Source organism: Phormidesmis sp. 146-12 (assembly GCF_052939495.1).
Genome location: NZ_JBJPHS010000009.1, coordinates 16,292 through 36,768, shown reverse-complemented (window position 1 = coordinate 36,768; position 20,477 = coordinate 16,292). Strand labels below are relative to the sequence as shown.

The following is a 20,477-nucleotide window of genomic DNA, read 5'->3' as shown; positions in this document are numbered from 1 at the left end:
CGTACGTATCTATTAGTTGTGCCTATGCTATTAAATAGATCCGGATGATTGCGATTGTCAAAGTCTCAGGTATTTCGCTTCTGAATTTCTAATCTCGACTCGTGTGATTCATCAAGAAGTGTCATCTCACCGGGTGCCATCCTAAAAAAGGTAGGATAGCCACCTCAATAGATTGCACAATTGCAACTCTTTTATTTTTCATGTTTTGCTATTTTCTAAAAACTGTGGGAGCTGATTTCCAATGGATCATGACATTCGCATTACTCTTATTGAAGATCACGACCTGACACGGGTTGGCATGAGAACTGCTTTACAACAGCGTCCTGGCTTTAAGGTGGTGGGCGAAGCCGCAAACGGCACAGAAGGTCTCAAGTTATTAACCAACGCCAAACCCGATGTGGCGATCGTCGATATTGGCTTACCTGACATTGATGGCATTGAGCTAACGCGGCGATTTCGTCAGTCACAAACGCTGGAAGATGAACCCTACACCAAGGTGCTGATTCTGACGCTGCAAGACAACGAAGATGTGGTTTTGGCGGCGTTTGCGGCGGGGGCAGACTCTTACTGTATGAAAGATGTCAGCCTCGATCAACTCGTCGAAGCGCTGCGCGTCACCCAAGAAGGCAACTCCTGGATCGATCCGGCGATCGCCCGTGTTGTTTTGCGGCAAACTCGCGATACCCAGGACGGCAACGGCGCAACGGTGGAAAACACGGTGATGATCAGCGCTGCGGAGCCTGAATACAACCAGATTATCGAAGCTTATCCGCTGACTGAGCGAGAGTTAGAAGTCTTGCAGCTAATTGTGGATGGATGCAGCAACGCGACGATCGCTGAGAAACTTTACATCACAGTTGGGACGGTCAAAACCCACGTTCGCAACATTTTGAATAAGCTTTGCGCGGATGATCGAACTCAGGCGGCAGTGCGGGCCCTGCGATCGGGTTTGGTTGGGTAAAGTTCCTTTAAGCAATTCAGGTAATGTTTCAGGCAGACGGTGTATTTGTGGGTTAGAGAAAATAATCCCCACGGTGCCCCATGCGTCAAACTACCCGCAAAGATGGAATTTCAGTCAAAGCCTACGCCGGGACGACAGGAGTCATTTTGGCAATGAGTGTCACCCCTGAGCAGCGAAAAGGTCTGTTGGGGTTTGCGATCGAGCGGGTCGATGGGCGATCGGGCAAGAAAGAATGGCTAACGGGAATGCTGCCCTTTCCCCACATGCAGATTCGTCCTGGGCAACTGCTCCCCAGCAATCGTGCTCCGATTCAAAAGTTTCGCTGGTCAGACTATCGAGTGTATGCAGACACGACTTACGAGTATATTGTGCATCCTGTTTACGGCGACCCCGAAAAGCTCAAAGTCGAAGCAGGGCTGTCAGTGCGCGTCAAGACGGCCAGTTCTCTAAACGGGGATCACTGTATTTTATTCAATCGAGCCGCCGCCGCTAGTCAAGCCTTTTGTCGCAAATTTCCTCAAGTTGAAGCGGATTTAGAAGCCGCCCGCAAAGCCAAAAAACCTCGTCCGCCCCTGCCTCCCGAAGCGCTAGATTGGTTGAGTCGAGGCGTGTTGGAGCAAATTATTGGGTTTATTAATCGAGCGATCGATGAAACCTGGGCGATCGACGTTGCTATCTACGAATACGAGCTTTCTGAAATTGTGCAAGCGATCGCGGCGGCCCACAAAAGAGGCGTAAAGGTGCGAGTTGTCTACCACGCAAAGCCTGACGACGAGCAAACCGAACTCAACGCCAAAAACTTGGAAACTTTACCCGACGCAGCAAAACGGGCTAGAGTCACTCACAACATTTGTCACCACAAGTTCATCGTTCTCAGTCGCATTGAGTCAGAAAACCGCAGGGGTCAAGCCGTCTTGTGTGGGTCAACCAACTTCACCGAAAATGGCATTTATCGTCAGGCAAACGTCGTTCATATCGTCAATCGATCGGACACTGCCCAATCCTATCTCGACTTATTTGAAGGGCTATTTCGCGGAGACAAGCCTACGGCAACGCGCCGATACATCAATCAAAGTAATTCGATCGAGACAAACCATTCGCTCTTTGCTGGCTTTTCTCCTCGGACAGGTAAAAAAGATTTGCAAGCCTTTGTCGATCTGGTTAAAGCCGCCGATCGCGACGTTTTATTCTGTACGGCATTCGATTTATTTGACCCGTTAGAGCAGTCCTTCTTAGGCGAACCCAACGATCCAATCTTGCGCTACGGCTTGCAGAATAGTCGCTCAAAAATTTCAGGATTTCACGCCGATCGCACTGCCGAATTCACTGCCACCGCCATGCTCAATGAGGGATTAGAAGGGTTTCTCAAAGAGTCTACTCAAGGGCAAAAAGGCAATATTTTGATTCACACCAAGCTGATTATTGTCGATTTCACCTCAGACCAGCCGACGATCGTTAGCGGCTCTCACAATTTTTCTTCCAACGCTTCTCAGGGCAATGACGAAAATTTCTTAATTGTGCAGGGCAATGTTGATGTCGCCGACTGCTATGGCTGCGAACTGATGCGGCTCTATGACCACTATCGATTTCGTTTTCGGCTGCGCGGTCTAGAGTCCGAGGGCAAAACAATCAAGCCTCCGATGCTGACCCCAGACGATCGCTGGACAACTGACTACTTTACCCCTGGCACTTTAAAGATGACCGATCGGCTCCGATTTGCCGGAGAAGCGTCCTAAAATCGCCTAAACTCTCCAGAATTTTTCGCCACAGCCTCAGATCTGGAAACTCCAATAAATCCTCATTAGTGGAGGACTTGAAGCCGAAAATCTGCGGTTAAAGTTCCAGAGAACTCGACCCCTTTTGGGTAACTCGAAGAAATCGAATTCACGTTAAAATCGAGGCGCTTCACCTGGAAAAATTGGGATGCGATCGCTGATTCATTTCCTTCTCTTGCTCTTTGCCTGCTTCCTGTTGGATTTTCCCGCTCTTGCTGACGGTTCTATGCCTGTCACACCCGAAGTTTTGGCTCCCAACTCTTCGCCCCCCAAGCCTGCCGGACTGGACGCAACCAGCATTCCTTCTGAGAAGGTCAACCAGTTCATCAGCGCCTATTTGCAGGTCGTTTCTCTCATCGATCGCCGCGAAGGAGAGCTACAGGGTGCAGAAACCGAGTCAGAATCTTTGCGAATTCAACGAGATATCGAAGCGGAAGCGATCGCCGACATCGAAAAGGCGGGTCTGTCTCGCCAGGAGTATCTGCAATTGCTGGGTTTAGCGAATGTTGATCCTGAATTTGGCGAACGAGTCGTTACCCTATTGCAAGAATCGACGACGTAGACTCGGACAAACTTTCTCAAAGAGGCAAGTCCAGAATCAGCAATGAGTGATTAAATGAAAAGACGGATTCGGGCTTTTGAGATGGCACCCAGAAATCAACGATCGGTTCAAAGTTGCCTTTCTGCCTGGACAAAAGTCGCCTAGATTGACACTCCCCATGCCTAAAGGCGAGGGAATTCTTGGCTCAACGAAACCACTTAACCTAGATTCCTTGCAGTCTCTAGCCCAGAGGTGGGATTCTCCCCAAGCGTTAATTCGGGTATGCCCTACCCTATTCGCAGGAGTGCGAGTCCTGTTTAATTCTGAAGCAAATTCGCTTCAAAAGGCTGGTCGTCTAGCTCCTCTAAATCTTTTACCGACTGCGAGGAGGGAACTAGAACAATGCAGTAGAACCGCATAGATTTAATTGTCAAGGTGCAGCGTGTCTTTCGACAACCAGGTTTTTTAAGTGGTTGATTACCTTGCCACTAGAATGAGTGTACCACCTGAGTACACAGCATGACTGAAAAACAACTTCACGTTAGAGTCTCCGAGGAGGAAATGAAAAAGCTTGAGCGCTATGCTAAAAAGTCAAAGCGAACCAAGACAGACGTTGTACGTGAATTTCTGCGCTCCTTGTCGTGAGAGATTGGCGCTACCGCGCCGTCGCTATCCATCCCCATGCCCAAAGGCGAGGGGCTTTCCGCTCAATTTCGGTAATCGTCGTCTATCTTGATCGGCGCGATTCAAAGCTTTCAACCTCCCTTTTCTCAAGGCTTTTTCTCAAGGATTGATGGAGCCGAGAGAAGTCGCGAGTCCTAGCAGTTTGCCATTTCAACCCCTGTTGAGGACTTCTGCAAAAGCATTTCTGCATAAATATTCCTTCAAAAATAATCTTTTCAAAGTAATTCCGTCTGCCGAACCCAGTTTGTGAGTGAGCCAGGATGACCAGCATTGCCCCCGTTTCCCAGACTGAGTTGAGCCAACGACGGCAAAAACTACGCCGCCAGAGACGTGTGAGATTTTTTCAGGCCAGTTGGCGCAGTCTTGCTGTTTTTGGGCTGGCTACCGGGACGGTTTGGGCGGCGACTTTGCCTGCCTGGGTCATTCGCAAACCTGAACAGGTTACAATCAAGGGCAATCAATTTATTTCTGCACAAACTATTCGCACTCTGCTGCCGATCGCCTATCCTCAATCTCTTCTAAAAATTCAGCCTCAGGCCGTCTCGAATGCGCTCAAAGCCAAAGCTCCCATTGCCGAAGCGACCGTCGATCGCCAACTGTTTCCACCCAGTCTCACTGTGAGAATTCAGGAGCGGACTCCGGTTGCGGTTGCCCTTCCTCAAGCCGGGGCCACCAAAACTACCGACCCGGATCAGCCTGGATTATTAGATGAAAACGGCATCTGGATTCCCTTAGAAAGCTATACTTCTCTCAATCAAAGCCTAAAACTCCCCACGCTAAAAGTGACGGGAAAGCTCAGTCAATATCGTGCCAGTTGGTCACAGCTTTATCAGGCGATTCGTCGCAGTTCTGTCAAAGTTCTTGAAGTCAATCTGGACGACCCCAACAATTTGATTCTTAAGACAGAATTAGGAACCGTCCACTGTGGACTCTATGGTGCAAACTTTACAAGTCAGCTTAAAGCGCTCGATCGCCTGCGACGATTATCCAGCCGCGTCAACCTCAACCAGATTGCTTACATTGATTTGAGAAATCCAGAATCCCCCTCTGTTCAAATGATTACGCCAAAAAGTCCTGTAAAATTAAGTACCCCCTAGGGCATTCACCATGCGAATACTCATCACGCGAATACTATGCGAAAAACTGTGCGAAAATTTGCAAATCTATCACTACAAAACGTAACTTGAGCCTGTCACCACCAATACGCTTTTGCTTTTATAACTATGGCAATATCGTTGGTTTCTCAAGTTAGATTATCCCAGCGATCTAGAGTTTTTCTAGGACTGGTTTTTTGTTCATAAATCATCGCCCGTACATTCCAATGACGCTTAACAATGAGTCAAATACCGTTCCAATGACGCTCGATAGCAGCCTGGAGCAGGGCTACGAAAATTCCCATGCCGAAGGACAATCTGGCTTTTCGTCGATCGCAGACAACTCAAACTCGTTTGGGAACTCCAGTCTCTATCTAAGCCAGAATTCCAGTCTCAAAGGAATGCCTGGAGAAGATTTAAGGAGTGGTGATATCGTGCCAGGAAGTATTGCGAAGATCAAGGTGATTGGCGTTGGCGGGGGCGGGGGCAATGCGGTCAACCGAATGATCGCCAGCGATGTCTCAGGGGTCGAGTTTTGGACGGTCAATACCGATGCTCAAGCGCTGGCTCAGGCAGCAGCCCCTAAGCGATTACAGGTGGGTCAAAAGCTGACAAGAGGATTGGGCGCAGGCGGAAATCCGGCGATCGGGCAAAAAGCCGCCGAAGAATCTCGCGATGAAATTGCCACGGCGCTCGAACATGCCGATTTGGTCTTTATCACCGCTGGCATGGGTGGGGGAACTGGGACGGGAGCCGCCCCGATCGTTGCCGAAGTCGCCAAAGAATTAGGGGCCCTGACGGTCGGAGTGGTGACTCGTCCTTTCACCTTTGAGGGTCGGCGGCGCACAGGTCAGGCCGAAGAAGGCATCGCTGCGCTGCAAAGTCGAGTCGATACGCTGATTATCATTCCTAATGACAAACTGCTGACGGTAATCTCTGAGCAAACCCCCGTCCAGGAAGCATTTAGAACGGCGGATGACATTTTGCGTCAGGGCGTGCAGGGCATTTCTGACATTATTACGATTCCCGGTTTGGTCAACGTCGATTTTGCCGATGTGCGAGCGGTGATGGCGGATGCGGGGTCAGCCCTGATGGGGATTGGCATTGGGTCGGGCAAATCGCGGGCCAGAGAAGCAGCGATCGCCGCCATTTCTTCTCCTTTGCTAGAAGCGTCGATCGATGGCGCGAGAGGAGTCGTCTTTAACATTACGGGCGGGTCTGATCTGACGCTGCACGAGGTGAATGCTGCCGCAGAAATCATCTACGAAGTTGTCGATCCCAATGCCAACATTATTTTTGGTGCGGTAATTGACGAACGGCTTCAGGGTGAAGTGCGGATTACCGTGATTGCAACTGGATTTTCGCCCGAAACTCAACAGCAACAAGCGCAGGCAAAACCCTCTGTCTTACCCAAGCGCCCTGCGCCCATCAATCCCACACCTTCTACGGCTCCTTCAGAACCGAAAGGTAAGCCGCCGGGTTTAGATATTCCTGAGTTTCTGCAACGCCGGAGACCTCCTAAGTGATCCCTGTTAAAGGGCGCTGATTTGCAGAACCTGGATCGTTTCTCCGGGTGAGACGTGGGTTTGTCCGATTGGAATCATGCCAAGACAGTTGGTTCCAGCCAGGTTGATCAGGTTACCCGAACTGTGGCTACCAGGCGCGATCGCAAATTCATACTCCCCATCCCTCAACTGCAACTGCCCCCACAAATAAGACTCTCGCTTGCCGTCCGATCGTAGCTCCTGGCTTGTTTTTGCCTTGACAAAGATTGGCTCCCATCCCTGAGTGACTCCTGACAGTTTGCGAATCGCAGGCTGCACAAATCGCCAAAAAGTCACCAGCGCGGAAACGGGATTGCCAGGAAGTCCGAAATAGAACGTTTTGAGTTGAGATTCTGAATTCTCAAGAGTGGCGAAAGTCAACGGTTTACCCGGTTTGACGGCGACGGATCGAATATGAATTTCTGCGCCCAATTCTGCCAGGATGCGATCGACGTAATCATAATCCCCCACCGAAACGCCTCCCGACGAGAGAACGACATCCGCAGTCGAAAGGGCATGAGCGATCGCGTCTTTGAGATCATCGGGACGATCGGGCACAATTCCCAACGGCAGCGCTTCTGCGCCCATCTGAGTGATCAAGGCGGCGAGTGCATACTGATTGGAGTCTACGATCTGCCCCGGCTGCAAAGGCTGACTCGGTATAACCAATTCGCTGCCCGTCGATAAGATAGCCACTCGCGGACGACGAAACACCGACACCTGAGTACATTGAGCGGCAGCTAAAACGGCAATTTCGGGGGCGTGCAAGCGCAAACCTGCGGGTAAGAGGGGAGTCTGCGATCGATAAAATGCCCCCCGATGCCTGACAAAGGCCTGTGGTTCGGAGGGCGGTTTGAGGATTAGGATTTGTTCTCCTTCTCGTCTCGTTTCTTCCTGGATGACGATCGTATCTGCCCCTTGAGGCATCACTGATCCCGTCAGAATTCGTGCGGCTTGTCCTGACTGAACGGTTTTCTGGGGCTGATGTCCTGCTGGAATTTCTTCAATGATTTTCAGACTAGCTGGCTTCTCGGTACTACTAGCTTTCACATCCTCAAAGCGCACTGCATAGCCATCCATTGCAGAGTTGTCCCAGTGGGGAAAATCGAGATGACTCGTCACATCCGCTGCCAGAATACGCTGTAAAGAGGCTTCTAAAGGGACAGTTTCAGAGTGGCGATCGCGCTCAAAAGGCTGAACTAAACCCAAAATCAATTCTTCAGCTTGTTTGGCGGGCAACATAAGTTAAGGCACAAGGAATTTTTAGAACGGCGAATTCGCTGATCAACCTACTGATCAACCTACTGATCAACCTATTGTGAAGATACAGGCTATCTCATCACCTTTAGCATTTTATTGCCGCCTCGCTGCAACTCATAAGGCACAGTTTGAATTTCGCAGGTGTGCCCTTTGGCTTCTAGCATTTGAACGATCGCCGCTAGATGTTGAGACGGTTTCAGCCCTAGCGTCAATAGCGGGAAAATTCTCACTTCTTTGCAAACTCTCAGCATTTCGCAGATGCCTTCTAGATGAAATCGCTCGTCCAATTGGTCAGAGTACAAAAACAGGAAGTGAGAACAAAGCCCCAGATCATAGTCGTCGTCCCGGTATTTCAGAGTGGGTAACGCTGCGATCGTATATCGTCCTTCTGCTTTGCCTTGATCATAATCGGCGCAAAAAAGTTCAATCGATCGTTCACGGCTGCTTTTAAGCTGCTCGACCGAACTGTGATAACTCCAGACCCAATCATCAGGCGTGTTCTTGACCTGTTGAATAATGTTGTCTACAACCGCATCAAATCGGCTTTTAATTTCGGTTGCTGTAAATGCGTAAAGCGGATCGATCGACTGAATTTGATAGCCTCGCCGCGTCCCTTCTGCATTGAAACTGGCTGGCCCATCTCCCACCCCTAAAATTGATTTCTGGAGGTCAGCTTCTGTCAGATCAAACATTTGAATGTACTCATCGAGCGATCTCTTCGAGTTACCCGCAAGGGGTCGCCCAAACGGAACCACGCTCTCTAACTTCATTGCCATAAATTACGTCTCAGCTTGAGTAGATTAGTGAAGTCGCTAGCTTATCAATCAGTGGCTTGACATGAGTCAGGATGCAATTTGATAGATGGCAGGGCGATATTTTGGGGTGGGAATGGGTTTGCCTTCTGCTTTCGCTGTTTCTAGCCAAGCTGCTTTTGCTATCAAGACTTCGTGAACGGCTTCTTCAACGGTTTCACCAAAGGCGGAACAGTATTTCAGGTCGGGAATGTCGGCAATATACCCTTCGTCTTCTTCACGGTAGAAGATGTTGATGTGATAGTCTTTCATGGCTTATCTTCACCCGTCTTCTTTTCCAGTGCAAGAGAGTTATTCATCTTCTGCCGTTAGACCCAAAATTGTTGATAAGGCGACTCCTAATTGCTCAAGATGAGAAGCATCGAGATGACCAAGCACTCGAATGATTCTAGATTTGTCGATCGCTCGAATCTGTTCGCATAAAATCACGGAATTCTGGCTGAGTCCGCCAATGCCTGCGGGAACGAAGACATGAGAGGGCAATAAAGAGCGACGAATTTTAGAGGTGAAGGGCGCAATAATTGTGTGGGGACTGACGGCATTGGCTCGATCGATTTGCACAATGACAGCAGGCCGAATTCCGGCTTGTTCTGTCCCGATTACAGGGTTGAGGTCACATAAAACCACGTCGCCTCGTGTCACCGTTACCACTGGATTTCTCCACACGCTAGACGGTCTTCATAGTCTTCCAGGTTTTTTAGATAGTCAGAGAAGTCTGATTCAACGGTTTCTAATGATTCTGGAGACGGGAGGGCTGTCTCGTTTTGAGGGTGTTTTGTGAGTAGAAAGTCAATGAAGTCGCTGACTTCGATCGCCAGCGCATCTGGCAGTTGACGAAGTTTGTCGATCGCTTGCTCGTGTACAGTCATAAGCTTTGCAATGATCAGGGTTTTCTTTAGGATACTGCTGCTGAACGGCGATCACGCTCTCATGGTGAGCATTCGGGATTCGATGCCTTCCCAGGTTTTGGGTGACACTCGCGCAGCGGTCTCTTTACAGCGGATGAGAAGTTTGTTGGCGTAGAGGTAATTATTGAGAGATTCGACTTCCTCACCAGATAAATTAATCCATTCAGGATTAAGGTTGAGATTGGTGTACCAGGTTTGCAGAATCCGGTCTGTAAATGCTCGGCGGATTTCATCGGGTTCGCTATCATCAGGAGCCTGAGTTTCTAAAGCTTCCAATTGCGAAATCAAGGCTGCAAAATCTACGGATCTAAAACTTTTTAGTCTTTCAAATTTGTGAGCGAAGGCACAATCAGGGATGAGGATGATGCGGTCGTTGTTACTGAAGGTGAGGTCAAGGAAGTGGGCGAGGTCAAGGGCAAAAAGAAGGGTGGGGTCGAGGTCGAAGTCGAGGGCGCGGTCGAGGGCGCGGTTGAGAAAAATAGTGATCGCTCTCTTAGCAGCAGGTTTAAAGTCACCTTCAGAGCCAGCCGTTATTTGTTCTGCCCAATTCACAATGCTTTTTAGTTTGTCAGTGTTGAGGTATTTCTGAGTTTCTACTTCCATTCGCAGCAACAGGTCATCTGCTCCGCCTCGCATCAGCCCTGCTACCAGTTGAAAGACTTCTCGCCAGCGTCTTTCTGCAATATTTCCTACAACCAATTCCTCAATCAAGTTATGGTCTGCAATGTGTTGAGCGACGAGATACTCCTGAATGGTGAGGTGGGAAAACGATAGGACATCTGCGGCGCGTTCGACTAAGATTCCCTGCTGAATTTGGATTGCTTTTAAGACTTCTTTGCCATCTAAGTGTTTTGGCGCGTTGAGATTGCTCTCTAGAAATGTACAAATTTGCTGAACGACTTCACGTCTGGAGAAGAAAAGGCGATCGTTCACAAACCCCGCATAAGCAATCTCTCCCAACATCATTTCTTCGAGTGCCACGCTCAAATCTTTGTAGATCGGATCGCGTTGAATGCGCTTTTCGGCTGCCCACTTCTTTAGCAAAACATCTAGCGCATCGCCATAGAGAACAGCCCTATTCTTGGGAAAGGCTTGCGAGTCGTCGAAAACGAGACACAACAGGGTCAACAACAGCGGCGTTTGAGCAAGTTCCTTGGTGGCTGAGTATTCAGGCTCCTGCAATCGCTCCCAACACTTCTCGGCTATGCCAAATTGCTTGTCCTGTTCGCTCTGAAACCAGTTGGTAATGAACTGCTGAATCTGAACATCGTCAAAATCCGCCATCTCCACATCTTTGAACTGGCGAAATCGACTGTGATAGGCGGCCGTTCGGCAAGAGGCAATGAAGCGATTTTGTTTGTGTCGATCGACAAAATCTTGAATCTGCGTAATTGCGTGATCTAAGTGTGCAGTTGGTACTTCATCTAAGCCATCCAGCAAAATCAAGAGCTTACCTTGAGCTAAAAGCTTTTTGGTAGAGCCTTCTGCATCGGGAAATCTACAATTTTCTAATTCCTGAGCGATCGCTTTCTCGACGTTAATCTCCCCAGTGTTAAATCGTTTCAGTTCCACAAACACCGGAATACAGTCATGCCGATAGTTTCCTTCGTGACCCATCAGCGCTTCTAAGCCAACTCGCCGCAGAAAGGTCGATTTTCCCGCTCCCGGTTGTCCCAACACCATCAGATATTGCTGATCGTTTGCGGCTTGCATTCCGTCCTGCTTCTGCGGTGTTTTTGCTTGAAACCGTCGATCGTCTGATCGATACGCTTCCTCCAAATTGCCGATCGACAGATACCACCGCCGCCCATCCTCTCCCAAAAACTGCACTTCAGTATAAATATCCTGCAATCGCACAGGTTCCGGCATCCCCAACACTCTCAAAATGCCGTGGCGATCGAGATAGTTCTGAATGTATTTGCCAAAAAAGTTGTAAACCGCTTGCTGAAACGGCTCGTCTAACCGCTTATTCGCCATTTCTCCCAACGTTTTGATGGCTAAACCTGATAGACCTTTTGCAGCTTCGATCCAGAGGGGTTCTAATCCTGTCATAAAAGTGTTGGGTGACGATCGCGACACCACCAGCGTAATTTACGGAATGAGCGATCGGCTAGATTTCCGCTTGCTTTGAGCGTAAAACGCGATCGTTTGAGTTCCGAACACGAGTATTTGAGTTCTGAGTGCGATCGTTTGAGTTCTAAAGACGATTATTTGAGTTCCGAACACGATTATTTGAGTTCTGAGTGCGATCGCTTGAGTTCTGAGTGCGATCGTTTGAGTTCCGAACGCGAGTATTTGAGTTCCGAACACGATTATTTGAGTTCCGAACACGATTATTTGAGTTCTGAGTGCGATCGTTCCTATTAAAAGTGCGATCGTTCCTGTTTGAGGTGCAATTGTTCCTGTTTGAAGTGCGATCGGCTGAATTCAGAAGGCAGTAGCTTCGATTTCCGTAGAGTTCGTTCCCTGGTTAACTCTCATCATTCCGTGCATCTTCAAGAAACAGGCGAATAAATTCCTCAGCAGCCGCCGGATTTAGCCTTCGCAACGCCCGATAGATCTCAAACAAAGCTTCTGCCAACGGATCTCTGTCTTCACTGACCCAACGACTCATCACACCGCGATGAATTCCCATCGTGATTGCAAGTTGATTCTGGCTAATCCCATAGGTCGTTAGCACTTGTCTGAGGGCATTCCCTGCTTTTCCCATTCGCTGAACTGTGACAGAGCCTTTTGACTAAATAATGTTGTCAAATGACTTCATCAAAGATAGACTGTTGTCAGTTGACGCTACTGTTATCCACCCTTTGTTAACGTGAATTCGACAGTTTTTTCGCTTCGTTGTTCAGCCCTTCAGCCCCCCAACCCCCCAATTCTGGGGGACTTCAATCTAAGATTTCCGGCTCAAAGTCCCTCACTTGTGGGGGATTTAGGGGGCTTCCAAGATCTGTAACCGAAGCGAAAAGATTCATCGAGTTCACCCCCTGTTAAGAACCAGTCCGCGCCCTGGAAAAGCCTTCGGACTGGCTCACAGATCCACTTGTCATGGAACGTCATTATTATGCACTACAAACAACGCCTAGAGCCTTGGGCCGTGATGCGCCTGCTGCCAAACATGCAACGCATTACCCTTGCCCGTCACCGATCCCCCTCCAATGCCGACCATTATTGCCGCGCCCTCCAACGACTCGAACCCCAATCAGAATTCTGCGTCGTCTTCGACCCCATCCAAGAAGACCGATCGCACCCCAGGGAACCCGATCGCCGCAAAACCCTCTCCTAACTCAAGGAATCTTGAACAAAGCCAGAGGGCTTTTGAAACTCAAAGTCCCCCAGAATTGCGAGATTTAGGGGGCTTTTCGAGATTAGTAACTTCTTAGCTAGAAATCCCCTTAAACGTCTGATTGTCCAAGTCCGTCACCGTATGTGATAATAGACCTTCGTGTCTAAATCAAATTTCTCCATCTGGGCTGTCCACTATGGCTAAGAATAAGGGCGTAAGAATCATCATTACGCTGGAATGTACCGAATGTCGCACCAATTCTGACAAACGTTCTCCCGGTGTCTCCCGTTACACCACCATGAAGAACCGTCGCAACACCACCGCCCGCCTAGAACTCAAAAAGTTTTGCCCCCACTGCAACAAGCACACCGACCACAAAGAAATCAAATAGACTGCCGTTAGCAACAAGCTGGTAACTTTTTGCCCGTAGTCACGTTTGGCTACTGACCACTGACCACCCTTACCTTTAGGATTCCTATGAGCTATTACCGTCGCCGCGTTTCACCCCTCAAGCCCGAAGAACCGATCGACTACAAAGATGTCGATTTATTGCGTAAATTCATCACCGAACGAGGCAAGATCCTTCCCCGTCGGATCACTGGCCTGACCGCCAAGCAGCAGCGCAATCTGACCACCGCGATCAAGAGAGCCAGAATTGTTGCGTTACTTCCCTTCATCAATCAAGAAGGGTAATTCGTGGGGTGTTAAGGTGTAGGGTGTGAAACGCTTTCGCCGATATCAGGCACCCAGATTGCAGTTGACACTTTAACCCCCATAGTGAATAGACTTCGATGGAGAAGGGCACCCTAGTCGAATTTCGTTTAAATGGAGAGCGCCGCCTCGCCGTTGCCGATCGTCCAGAAGGTAAAAAACACTGGATTGTGATCGACGATCGGGGCCAACCCCACACCCTCCACCCTCGCCAGATCACCTGCGAAGTCGCTGAAGAAACCTACAAGTTTTCCGACATTCCCAAGTTTTTGCGGGAGATTCAGCCCTATCTCGACCCCTCCAGTCTAGAGGTTGCCTGGGAGATCCTCAGCGAAACGGGCGACACGACAGAGCCATCAGAAATGGCCACGCTGCTATTTTCTGACCAAACCGCACCACTGTGCTACGCAGCTTACTGCTTGCTCTCCGAAGATAAGCTTTACTTTAAGCAGAAGGGCGATCGCTACGAACCTCGTCCCGCCAGCCAGGTTGCCGAACTGAAGCACCAGATCGAGATGGAAGCCCAACGCCAGCGCGAGTGGCAAAGTTTTCTCGATCGCGTCCAAACCGTTCTTCAGGGCAATACGGCTGAATGGCAAGTGAGCGATCGATCCCGACTTGATGCCCTAGAGCGATTTGCTACCCTGGGAGAAGAGGCCTCCCATCGGACTCCTGCCCTCGAAACACTGGCAGCACTGAAACGGCCGGAAACCCCCCAGGCTGCATGGCAACTTCTCGTCGATTTGGGTTTGTGGAGTCCCCACGAGAATCTATTTCTGCGGCGTAGCCAGATCCCAACTCATTTTTCTACAAAGGTTCTGGAAGTGTCGCATAATCGTTTGGAGTTTCCACCTGCTGATCTCAACGCCGATCGCTTAGACCTGACTTACTTGAAGGTATATACGATCGACGACGAAAGCACCCGTGAGATTGACGACGGCTTAAGTCTCGAAGTTTTGCCTGACGGTCAGCATCGCCTGTGGATTCACATTGCCGACCCGACTCGCTGGTTGATGCCTGGAGACGATTTAGATCTAGAAGCGCGTCGTCGAATTACCACGATCTATCTGCCAACGGGAATGATCCCCATGTTTCCGTCAGAGTTGGCAACCGGCCCGATGAGCCTCAATCAAGGGAGAGTGTCTTGCGCGTTAAGCTTCAGCGTCATTTTAGATGAGTCTGGAGGCGTACAAGACTACAGCATTCACACCAGTCTGATCAAAGCCACCTATCGCCTGACCTACGATGATGTCGATGAGATGTTGCAGTGGGGCGTACAGGCCGAGTCTGAATTGGAAGCGATCGCCAAGTGGGCCAAACGTCGAGAAGCCTGGAGACAGTCTCAAGGGGCGATCAGCATCCACATGCCAGAGTCTTCGATCAAGGTGAGCAGCGAAAGTGACGAGATCACGATTCAACTGCTCGAAGATTCGAGGGCGCGTCAGTTGGTTGCAGAAATGATGATTTTAGCGGGAGAGGTGGCCGCTCGTTATGGTCGAGACCACAGCCTGCCGATGCCTTTTCGCGCCCAGCCCCAACCGGAGTTGCCGTCCGAAAGTGAGCTTTTGCAGCTACCTGCGGGCCCGGTTCGCTCTTGTGCAATTCGCCGCTGTATGCCTCGTAGCGAACTGTCGATCACGCCTGCGCGTCATGCCAGCTTGGGGTTAGACAACTACACTCAAGTCACGTCTCCAATTCGTCGCTACAGCGATTTGCTGACGCATTTTCAGATCAAGGCGCATTTAAGAGGGGCCGACCTGCCATTTTCGCCCGACGAGGTAAAGGCCTTGATGCTCACCATCAGCAGCACCGTCCAGGAAGCTTCACTAGTAGAGCGACAAACTAATCGCTACTGGGGACTAGAGTTTCTGCGTCGTCACTCTGATGAAGTCTGGCAAGCCTTGATGCTGAGATGGCTGAGAGAGCACGAAAATTTGGGGCTTGTCTTACTAGAAGATTTGGGTCTAGAGTTACCGATCCGATTTAGTCGATCGATAGAGCCAGGTGATCGCCTCGATCTCAGAGTCAGTCACGTTGACCCCAGACAAGACATCATCCAGTTTCAAGAAGTGACGCAGCAAGCCGTTCAGCAAGCAGTGGGTTGAGGCGCAACCCCTTGCAGGTAACTCGAAGCGACCCCTTGCGGGTAACTCGAAGAGATCGGGGTTCAAAAAACGACCTGCCAAATCGGGTAGCTTTCAAAAGCTCTTAAGCGTTAAACATCCCTGCAAAGGAAACTCCCCCGTTTCACCCTAAAGTTAAAGTTTAGAGGCGACCACGAGGGAATTGTTCTATCGCATGTTGCACATTTGGTAGCGCTTGAAAAAACTACGATCGCGTCCCTCCAACCAGACCCGATAGGGTTTTCTTGTTGCTGACGACAAAAAACTCGACGTGGATGTGGCTCAGAGACACCAGATCGCCATCTTGAAGCGTGCGCCGCTCTAATGTAGGGAGGCGATGACGGTTAATAAACGTGCCATTGCTGCTACCTACATCCATCACATAAAACCCTTCTAGAGGACTGTGACCAATGACGGCGTGACACCGAGAAATAGAGGGATTGGGAACAGCGATCGCACAGTTTCGACTGCGACCAATCAGCCAGGTTGAAGCAATTTCTGTCACCCGTGCTTCTTCGAGGTCAAACAGATTGGTGGTTAAAAAGGCCGTTCTCCCAGTGGTCGCTGCTTGAATGTAGTAAGACGCAGGACAGCGTTTGGAAGCTTGAACGATCGGCCCCACAAAGGTCGAAACTTGATCAAAATCGTGGTCGCAATCTGCAAGGAGCGATCGAGAGATGTCCGGGTTTTCTTTGAGAAAGTCCAGAGCGTAGTGATCTACATTACCGGACTGTTGCAGGTTTACCATAGTATGCGCTTAAGAAGTAACTGCGATGCGACAACAAATCAAATTAGAGTCGCCAGACCCTCAAACCCTGACAAAACCTGACAAACGGCACATGCAAATGGGCTGGAATCTCAAATGTTGGCTGACTAAGGAGGGGATTGTCAATTCACCCATGTGGGTGATTTCGCTTCACTACTGTTGCATAAAACACTAGACGCAGGAGGCTTGACAACCGTAACAGAATGTTTCTTCGCGAAAGCTTCACACGGGACTCAAGAAGGGCAAAGTTTCTTAAATTCTTGAGAAATTTTCAGGGTGGTGGGGAACCGTCGATTTGAACAGAACTTCGCAGCTTTGAGGCGGGTTGATCTACGAATCGTCAGCGCTTTCTCTCAAATAAGTAGACGCGATCGCGCTGGTATTTCAGCCGAAATTGTGAATTACTTTGAGTCAACTGTAAGACTTGATTTGCCAGTTCTAAACTGCTCGCCCATCCGGGATGCTGCAAGTTGAGCAACACATAGTCAAAGGAATCTACCTGAGCAGGCGGAGCAATCAGTTTGGTGTACTCCAACAAAGGGCGATGGGTCAGGTGAGGAGCGATGTAGCTTGTGGTCAAAACAGCCCCTTTGGTCGTGACTTGTGCGATCGCGGCTCTAGTAGCCTGCCAGGTATCGAGCCGATCGAGGTACTTTCCGGCAAAAAACCCGTACTTCGCCAAGGCCAAAAAAGCGACCAGTGACCAGAGAACGATCGCCCGTAGAGGTTTGATCCAGGACTTGTTGGCGGCGATTGCCGAGATCACAGCCAGCATCAAAAACGGCAGCACTGGCAGTGAGTATTGATGCAGTAAATCGCGCTGAAGTTCTAACTCTGACAAAATGTTGATAATTAAGGTAGGCAAAGCTGCAACCAGAGGCGCAAGATGGCGAAGTGACAGCCCCCAAGCGATCGGGATCAGTAGCAAAAATAAATAGAACAGCGTGTCGATCGAGAAAATCTTGCCCAAAATCAACCAGGGCTTGAGAAACAAATTCTGGATCACTTCTGGTAGAGACGCTCCCAGGTAGCCATATCGCGCTACAGATTCAACGCCCCCTGGACGAAAGGAAGGAATCACCACCTGAGTCACCAAAACGAACCAAACGGAGCCTAGCAGCAGGGCGATCGCGCCACATTTGCGTTTCTTCTCAAAGACAAGTAGCCAAAAGCCCATCGCTGCAACGGTTAGTGACAAGGCATCTCGACAGCCGAGACTTAAAATGATGCAGACCGTAAACCAGCCCACTCGATCGCTCCTGGCTGCCCAAACGGAGGTTAATATCAACGGCAGCGCTATCACTTCGGGGTGAAAGTCAAACAGGTTAAGGTTAAACAGCAAGGGATAGAGCAGATAAGTCAGCGCGATCGTCTGTGCTTGAGAGCGAGTTAGCCTCGCTTGTCGCGCCAGATGCCACACGGGTAGCGCCCCCATGCTCAGAGAAATCGCCTGAATCGCAAACAGCCAGTACACACTGGGGTAAATTTTGTAGAATCCTGCGACTAGATAGAGAATCCAATCGGCATGACCGCCCATAAAGTGATAGCCCCAAAAGGAGACGATCGGCGTGATCCCCTGGCTGATCAGATAAACAGCTTGATCAAAATAGCCTAAATCCAGCGCAGTCGATTGAAACAGCAGATGACGCACACTACTGCATCCAAAGAAAATCAGGCTATTGAGCACAATGATGGCGACGATCGGGCGGGGGGCGATCGCGTCCAGATCCAGCCGATTTAGATATTTTTGCCAGACTTGTTGAATCTGCATGGGGAAAGACGCTCAGTGACCTTCATCAATTTACCTGAAAGGCTATGACGGATTTTGGCGATCGTGGGTTCGTTGGCAAAACGTGCGATTCCTCCAAGTCTCGTGCTGTTCTCAATCCCTCGTTTTATCCTGGCTGCTATGGTCAAATTAAAGTCCGCAGGGTTTTTTGTCTCTGTGTCAGAATGGTCAATTAGTACGCCGAGAGTCCAAGCCTGTGATTGAGGTAGAAGTCCATCAGCAACTACGCGCTTTTTTGCGAGAGCAAGGCGAACCCTATTGGTCGCACCATTTGACGATGGCTCGATTAGTGGCGCGGGCCCTACGGATCGATCGCAGTGCGCTGATTCAAACCGGGGCACCTTCTGGGTATCATGGGCGCTATCGTTTGAGCTATCTGGTGCCGATTTTGATGTGGCCAGGGTCAGTTGTGGTTGTTGCTCCCGAAGCGGTACAGCAGCGATTGTTGAGGGTCGAGATTCCGCGTTTGAAACAGTGGATCGATACGCCGAAACCAATCCAAACAGGCGATCGCTGGATTTCAGACTTTGCAGGCATTCTTTTGACCACTCCAGAAGCCTGGATTAGCGATCGCCTCAATCATGAGGGCAGATTTCCCCCTGGCATTCCGACCATTTTGGATGGGGTCGATGATTTAGAACTGTGGACGCGCCAGCAGCTCACGACTTGTCTCAATTCTGCTGATTGGGATGCTTTGATGTTGGCCTGCCCTGACCAGATCGAAGCCATCCGAGATGCACGGGTGCAGTTGACTAAAGCAATTTTTCACCACCCCGCTAATCCTTATGAATGCTATCTGATCGAGGAACCCGATCGCGAAATTCTGGATGTTCTGCACACAACGCTGCATCAGTCAGCCAGCGCCCCACCCGCCTGGAATCGGTTTTTTGAACAAACTCAAACCGACGATCAGCTAATCTGGGCAACGATCGTGCGGTCTCTAGGACAATTTTCTCTGCACTGCACGCCTACGGAGATTGCTTCAGCGCTTAAAGGAGTCTGGTCACAACAGCCAACCGTACTAATCGGAGGCGCATTGGATTTGGATGCAGACGCGACCAGCTATCGTCAACGAATGGGCTTAGAGGACGACCTCACCTGTCTGAAGTTTGCCCTCGATCGCCAGGACGACCTGATTCAGCTTTACCAGCCCGAAGGCATTCCTATGCCCAACACGCCTCAGTTTCAGAGTGCTTTGTTGAGGGAGTTGCGATCGCTCCTCAGTGCCAGCACCGCCGCTCAGGGACTCACGGTTATTTTGGTCGGAGACACGCCGCTCAAAGCACAGGTTGGCTCAATTTTGGCCTCAGAATTTGGGTCTAGAGTCCAGGTTGAGCGCACCTGTCTAGATGAAAACGGCATTTTGGTCACAGGTTGGGAGTTTTGGCGACAGCATCAGAGCGTGTTTCCGGCTCCCTACTTATTGGCGATCGCCACGCTGCCCATCCCTTCTCTCGAACATCCCCTGGTAGCTGGGCGCGTTGCCTACTACAAACAACTGCGTCAAGATTGGTTTCGCCTCTATTTGCTACCCGAAGCCTTGAGTGAATTGCAGCGAGCGATCGCTCCAGTCCGAGATTGTCAAGGCGTTGTCGCTCTATTAGATAGTCGCGTGATTCATCGCAGCTATGGCAGTCAAGTCCTATCTGCCCTCAGCCCCCTCGCCCGGATCAACTATCTTGATCCCAGCTTGTTTATCCAGTCGCCAGAGGATTGGCAAGAAGAATTTTAGGCAGTGCCTTCCACAAAACTTAAGAACTTTGAATTTCTTTAAAGAGAAGTTACAAAAAGGTTTCAGCATCGGAGCGGGTTGCCAACAACTTCCCAAGCCCGTCTCAACGCAAAACTCAACATTCCAGCATCAAAACTCCGCAAACAGGGCGCTATTATCAGTACAAACCCTATCTAATTTAAGAAAATGGGAGACGCAAAACGCCGTAAAGAAACGTTGGGAGAAAACTATGGCAAAGAGCCAAAAATTGCTCCCTGGGTGCCTTTCACCAAAACGCAAGCTCAACAGTTTGTAAACTGGAGTTCTACGGGCGCATGGGTTGGCATTGGGTTGCTTGTGGTCGCGTGGATTACGATTCGCTTTGTTGGGCCATTGTTTGGCTGGTGGCAGGTCAATTAGAGCGCCTATCCGGAATCTCGGTCAATCGATTGAAGCTTTGAGTGGGGATGCGGTTTAAGTCGTGTCCCTACGGCTTTTTTAACTTCTTTTATCAG

22 protein-coding genes are annotated in these 20,477 nt (G+C 49.9%); 13 read left to right on the top strand and 9 right to left on the bottom strand.

From position 1 onward, the window contains the following. Window positions 1-241: 241 nt before the first annotated feature. From ACKFKF_RS06095 to ftsZ, 6 genes are all read left to right on the top strand, one after another. Window positions 242-961 (top strand): response regulator, encoded by a 720-nt coding sequence (locus tag ACKFKF_RS06095; protein ID WP_446866861.1) that lies wholly within the window; start codon window positions 242-244, stop codon window positions 959-961. 80 nt (window positions 962-1,041) lie between these two features. Further along, the gene (locus ACKFKF_RS06090; RefSeq protein ID WP_446866860.1) at window positions 1,042-2,697 is read left to right on the top strand and encodes a phospholipase D-like domain-containing protein; all 1,656 of its coding nucleotides are present in this window, start codon (window positions 1,042-1,044) and stop codon (window positions 2,695-2,697) included. Window positions 2,698-2,962: 265 nt separating this feature from the next. Beyond that, window positions 2,963-3,298, top strand: a complete 336-nt coding sequence (locus ACKFKF_RS06085) for a DUF4168 domain-containing protein (RefSeq protein WP_446856306.1) — start codon at window positions 2,963-2,965, stop codon at window positions 3,296-3,298. Between the two features lie 498 nt (window positions 3,299-3,796). Continuing rightward, complete coding sequence (locus ACKFKF_RS06080) at window positions 3,797-3,922, top strand: ribbon-helix-helix protein, CopG family (protein WP_446866859.1); 126 nt, start codon at window positions 3,797-3,799, stop codon at window positions 3,920-3,922. A gap of 299 nt (window positions 3,923-4,221) precedes the next feature. Further along, on the top strand, window positions 4,222-5,058 hold the full coding sequence (locus ACKFKF_RS06075) for a cell division protein FtsQ/DivIB (RefSeq protein ID WP_446866857.1): 837 nt from the start codon (window positions 4,222-4,224) through the stop codon (window positions 5,056-5,058). Window positions 5,059-5,282: 224 nt separating this feature from the next. Next, window positions 5,283-6,581 (top strand): cell division protein FtsZ, encoded by a 1,299-nt coding sequence (gene ftsZ / locus ACKFKF_RS06070; RefSeq protein ID WP_446856308.1) that lies wholly within the window; start codon window positions 5,283-5,285, stop codon window positions 6,579-6,581. A 6-nt stretch (window positions 6,582-6,587) separates the two neighbouring features. Here ftsZ and ACKFKF_RS06065 read toward each other — a convergent pair whose 3' ends face one another. From ACKFKF_RS06065 to ACKFKF_RS06040, 6 genes are all read right to left on the bottom strand, one after another. Then, window positions 6,588-7,841: a molybdopterin molybdotransferase MoeA gene (locus ACKFKF_RS06065; protein WP_446866856.1), complete on the bottom strand. Its 1,254-nt coding sequence runs from the start codon at window positions 7,839-7,841 to the stop codon at window positions 6,588-6,590. A gap of 89 nt (window positions 7,842-7,930) precedes the next feature. After that, window positions 7,931-8,635: an SAM-dependent methyltransferase gene (locus ACKFKF_RS06060; protein ID WP_446866855.1), complete on the bottom strand. Its 705-nt coding sequence runs from the start codon at window positions 8,633-8,635 to the stop codon at window positions 7,931-7,933. Window positions 8,636-8,701: 66 nt separating this feature from the next. Further along, on the bottom strand, window positions 8,702-8,923 hold the full coding sequence (locus ACKFKF_RS06055) for a type II toxin-antitoxin system HicB family antitoxin (protein ID WP_446866854.1): 222 nt from the start codon (window positions 8,921-8,923) through the stop codon (window positions 8,702-8,704). A gap of 39 nt (window positions 8,924-8,962) precedes the next feature. Further along, the gene (locus ACKFKF_RS06050; RefSeq protein WP_446866853.1) at window positions 8,963-9,322 is read right to left on the bottom strand and encodes a type II toxin-antitoxin system PemK/MazF family toxin; all 360 of its coding nucleotides are present in this window, start codon (window positions 9,320-9,322) and stop codon (window positions 8,963-8,965) included. Further along, on the bottom strand, window positions 9,316-9,540 hold the full coding sequence (locus ACKFKF_RS06045) for a DUF2281 domain-containing protein (RefSeq protein ID WP_446866852.1): 225 nt from the start codon (window positions 9,538-9,540) through the stop codon (window positions 9,316-9,318). The genes ACKFKF_RS06050 and ACKFKF_RS06045 overlap by 7 nt, the downstream gene beginning before the upstream one ends. A gap of 51 nt (window positions 9,541-9,591) precedes the next feature. After that, on the bottom strand, window positions 9,592-11,631 hold the full coding sequence (locus ACKFKF_RS06040) for an NACHT domain-containing protein (protein WP_446866851.1): 2,040 nt from the start codon (window positions 11,629-11,631) through the stop codon (window positions 9,592-9,594). A gap of 96 nt (window positions 11,632-11,727) precedes the next feature. Here ACKFKF_RS06040 and ACKFKF_RS06035 point away from each other — a divergent pair, with 96 nt between their 5' ends. Then, window positions 11,728-11,946 (top strand): hypothetical protein, encoded by a 219-nt coding sequence (locus ACKFKF_RS06035; RefSeq protein WP_446866850.1) that lies wholly within the window; start codon window positions 11,728-11,730, stop codon window positions 11,944-11,946. 103 nt (window positions 11,947-12,049) lie between these two features. On the opposite strand, the gene ACKFKF_RS06030 is transcribed toward ACKFKF_RS06035, so the two are convergent. Next, entirely contained in the window at window positions 12,050-12,289 is a 240-nt protein-coding gene (locus ACKFKF_RS06030; RefSeq protein ID WP_446856313.1) for a helix-turn-helix domain-containing protein, read from the bottom strand. Window positions 12,290-12,640: 351 nt separating this feature from the next. On the opposite strand from ACKFKF_RS06030, the gene ACKFKF_RS06025 reads away from it, so the two are divergent. From ACKFKF_RS06025 to ACKFKF_RS06010, 4 genes are all read left to right on the top strand, one after another. After that, window positions 12,641-12,862: a hypothetical protein gene (locus tag ACKFKF_RS06025; RefSeq protein ID WP_446866848.1), complete on the top strand. Its 222-nt coding sequence runs from the start codon at window positions 12,641-12,643 to the stop codon at window positions 12,860-12,862. Window positions 12,863-13,058: 196 nt separating this feature from the next. Further along, window positions 13,059-13,253: a 50S ribosomal protein L33 gene (gene rpmG / locus ACKFKF_RS06020; RefSeq protein WP_446866846.1), complete on the top strand. Its 195-nt coding sequence runs from the start codon at window positions 13,059-13,061 to the stop codon at window positions 13,251-13,253. Between the two features lie 86 nt (window positions 13,254-13,339). Beyond that, window positions 13,340-13,555 (top strand): 30S ribosomal protein S18, encoded by a 216-nt coding sequence (rpsR, locus tag ACKFKF_RS06015; protein ID WP_446856316.1) that lies wholly within the window; start codon window positions 13,340-13,342, stop codon window positions 13,553-13,555. 98 nt (window positions 13,556-13,653) lie between these two features. After that, complete coding sequence (locus tag ACKFKF_RS06010; protein WP_446866845.1) at window positions 13,654-15,678, top strand: ribonuclease catalytic domain-containing protein; 2,025 nt, start codon at window positions 13,654-13,656, stop codon at window positions 15,676-15,678. A gap of 223 nt (window positions 15,679-15,901) precedes the next feature. Here ACKFKF_RS06010 and ACKFKF_RS06005 read toward each other — a convergent pair whose 3' ends face one another. Beyond that, window positions 15,902-16,444, bottom strand: a complete 543-nt coding sequence (locus ACKFKF_RS06005) for an FHA domain-containing protein (protein WP_446866843.1) — start codon at window positions 16,442-16,444, stop codon at window positions 15,902-15,904. A gap of 358 nt (window positions 16,445-16,802) precedes the next feature. Continuing rightward, window positions 16,803-18,233: a DUF2079 domain-containing protein gene (locus ACKFKF_RS06000; protein ID WP_446866842.1), complete on the bottom strand. Its 1,431-nt coding sequence runs from the start codon at window positions 18,231-18,233 to the stop codon at window positions 16,803-16,805. A 166-nt stretch (window positions 18,234-18,399) separates the two neighbouring features. On the opposite strand from ACKFKF_RS06000, the gene ACKFKF_RS05995 reads away from it, so the two are divergent. Next, complete coding sequence (locus ACKFKF_RS05995) at window positions 18,400-19,983, top strand: ATP-dependent DNA helicase (protein WP_446866840.1); 1,584 nt, start codon at window positions 18,400-18,402, stop codon at window positions 19,981-19,983. Between the two features lie 186 nt (window positions 19,984-20,169). Continuing rightward, window positions 20,170-20,382 carry a DUF2839 domain-containing protein gene (locus ACKFKF_RS05990; protein WP_446856321.1) on the top strand — a complete coding sequence of 71 codons (213 nt, stop codon included), beginning with the start codon at window positions 20,170-20,172 and terminating at the stop codon, window positions 20,380-20,382. Window positions 20,383-20,477: the final 95 nt, after the last annotated feature.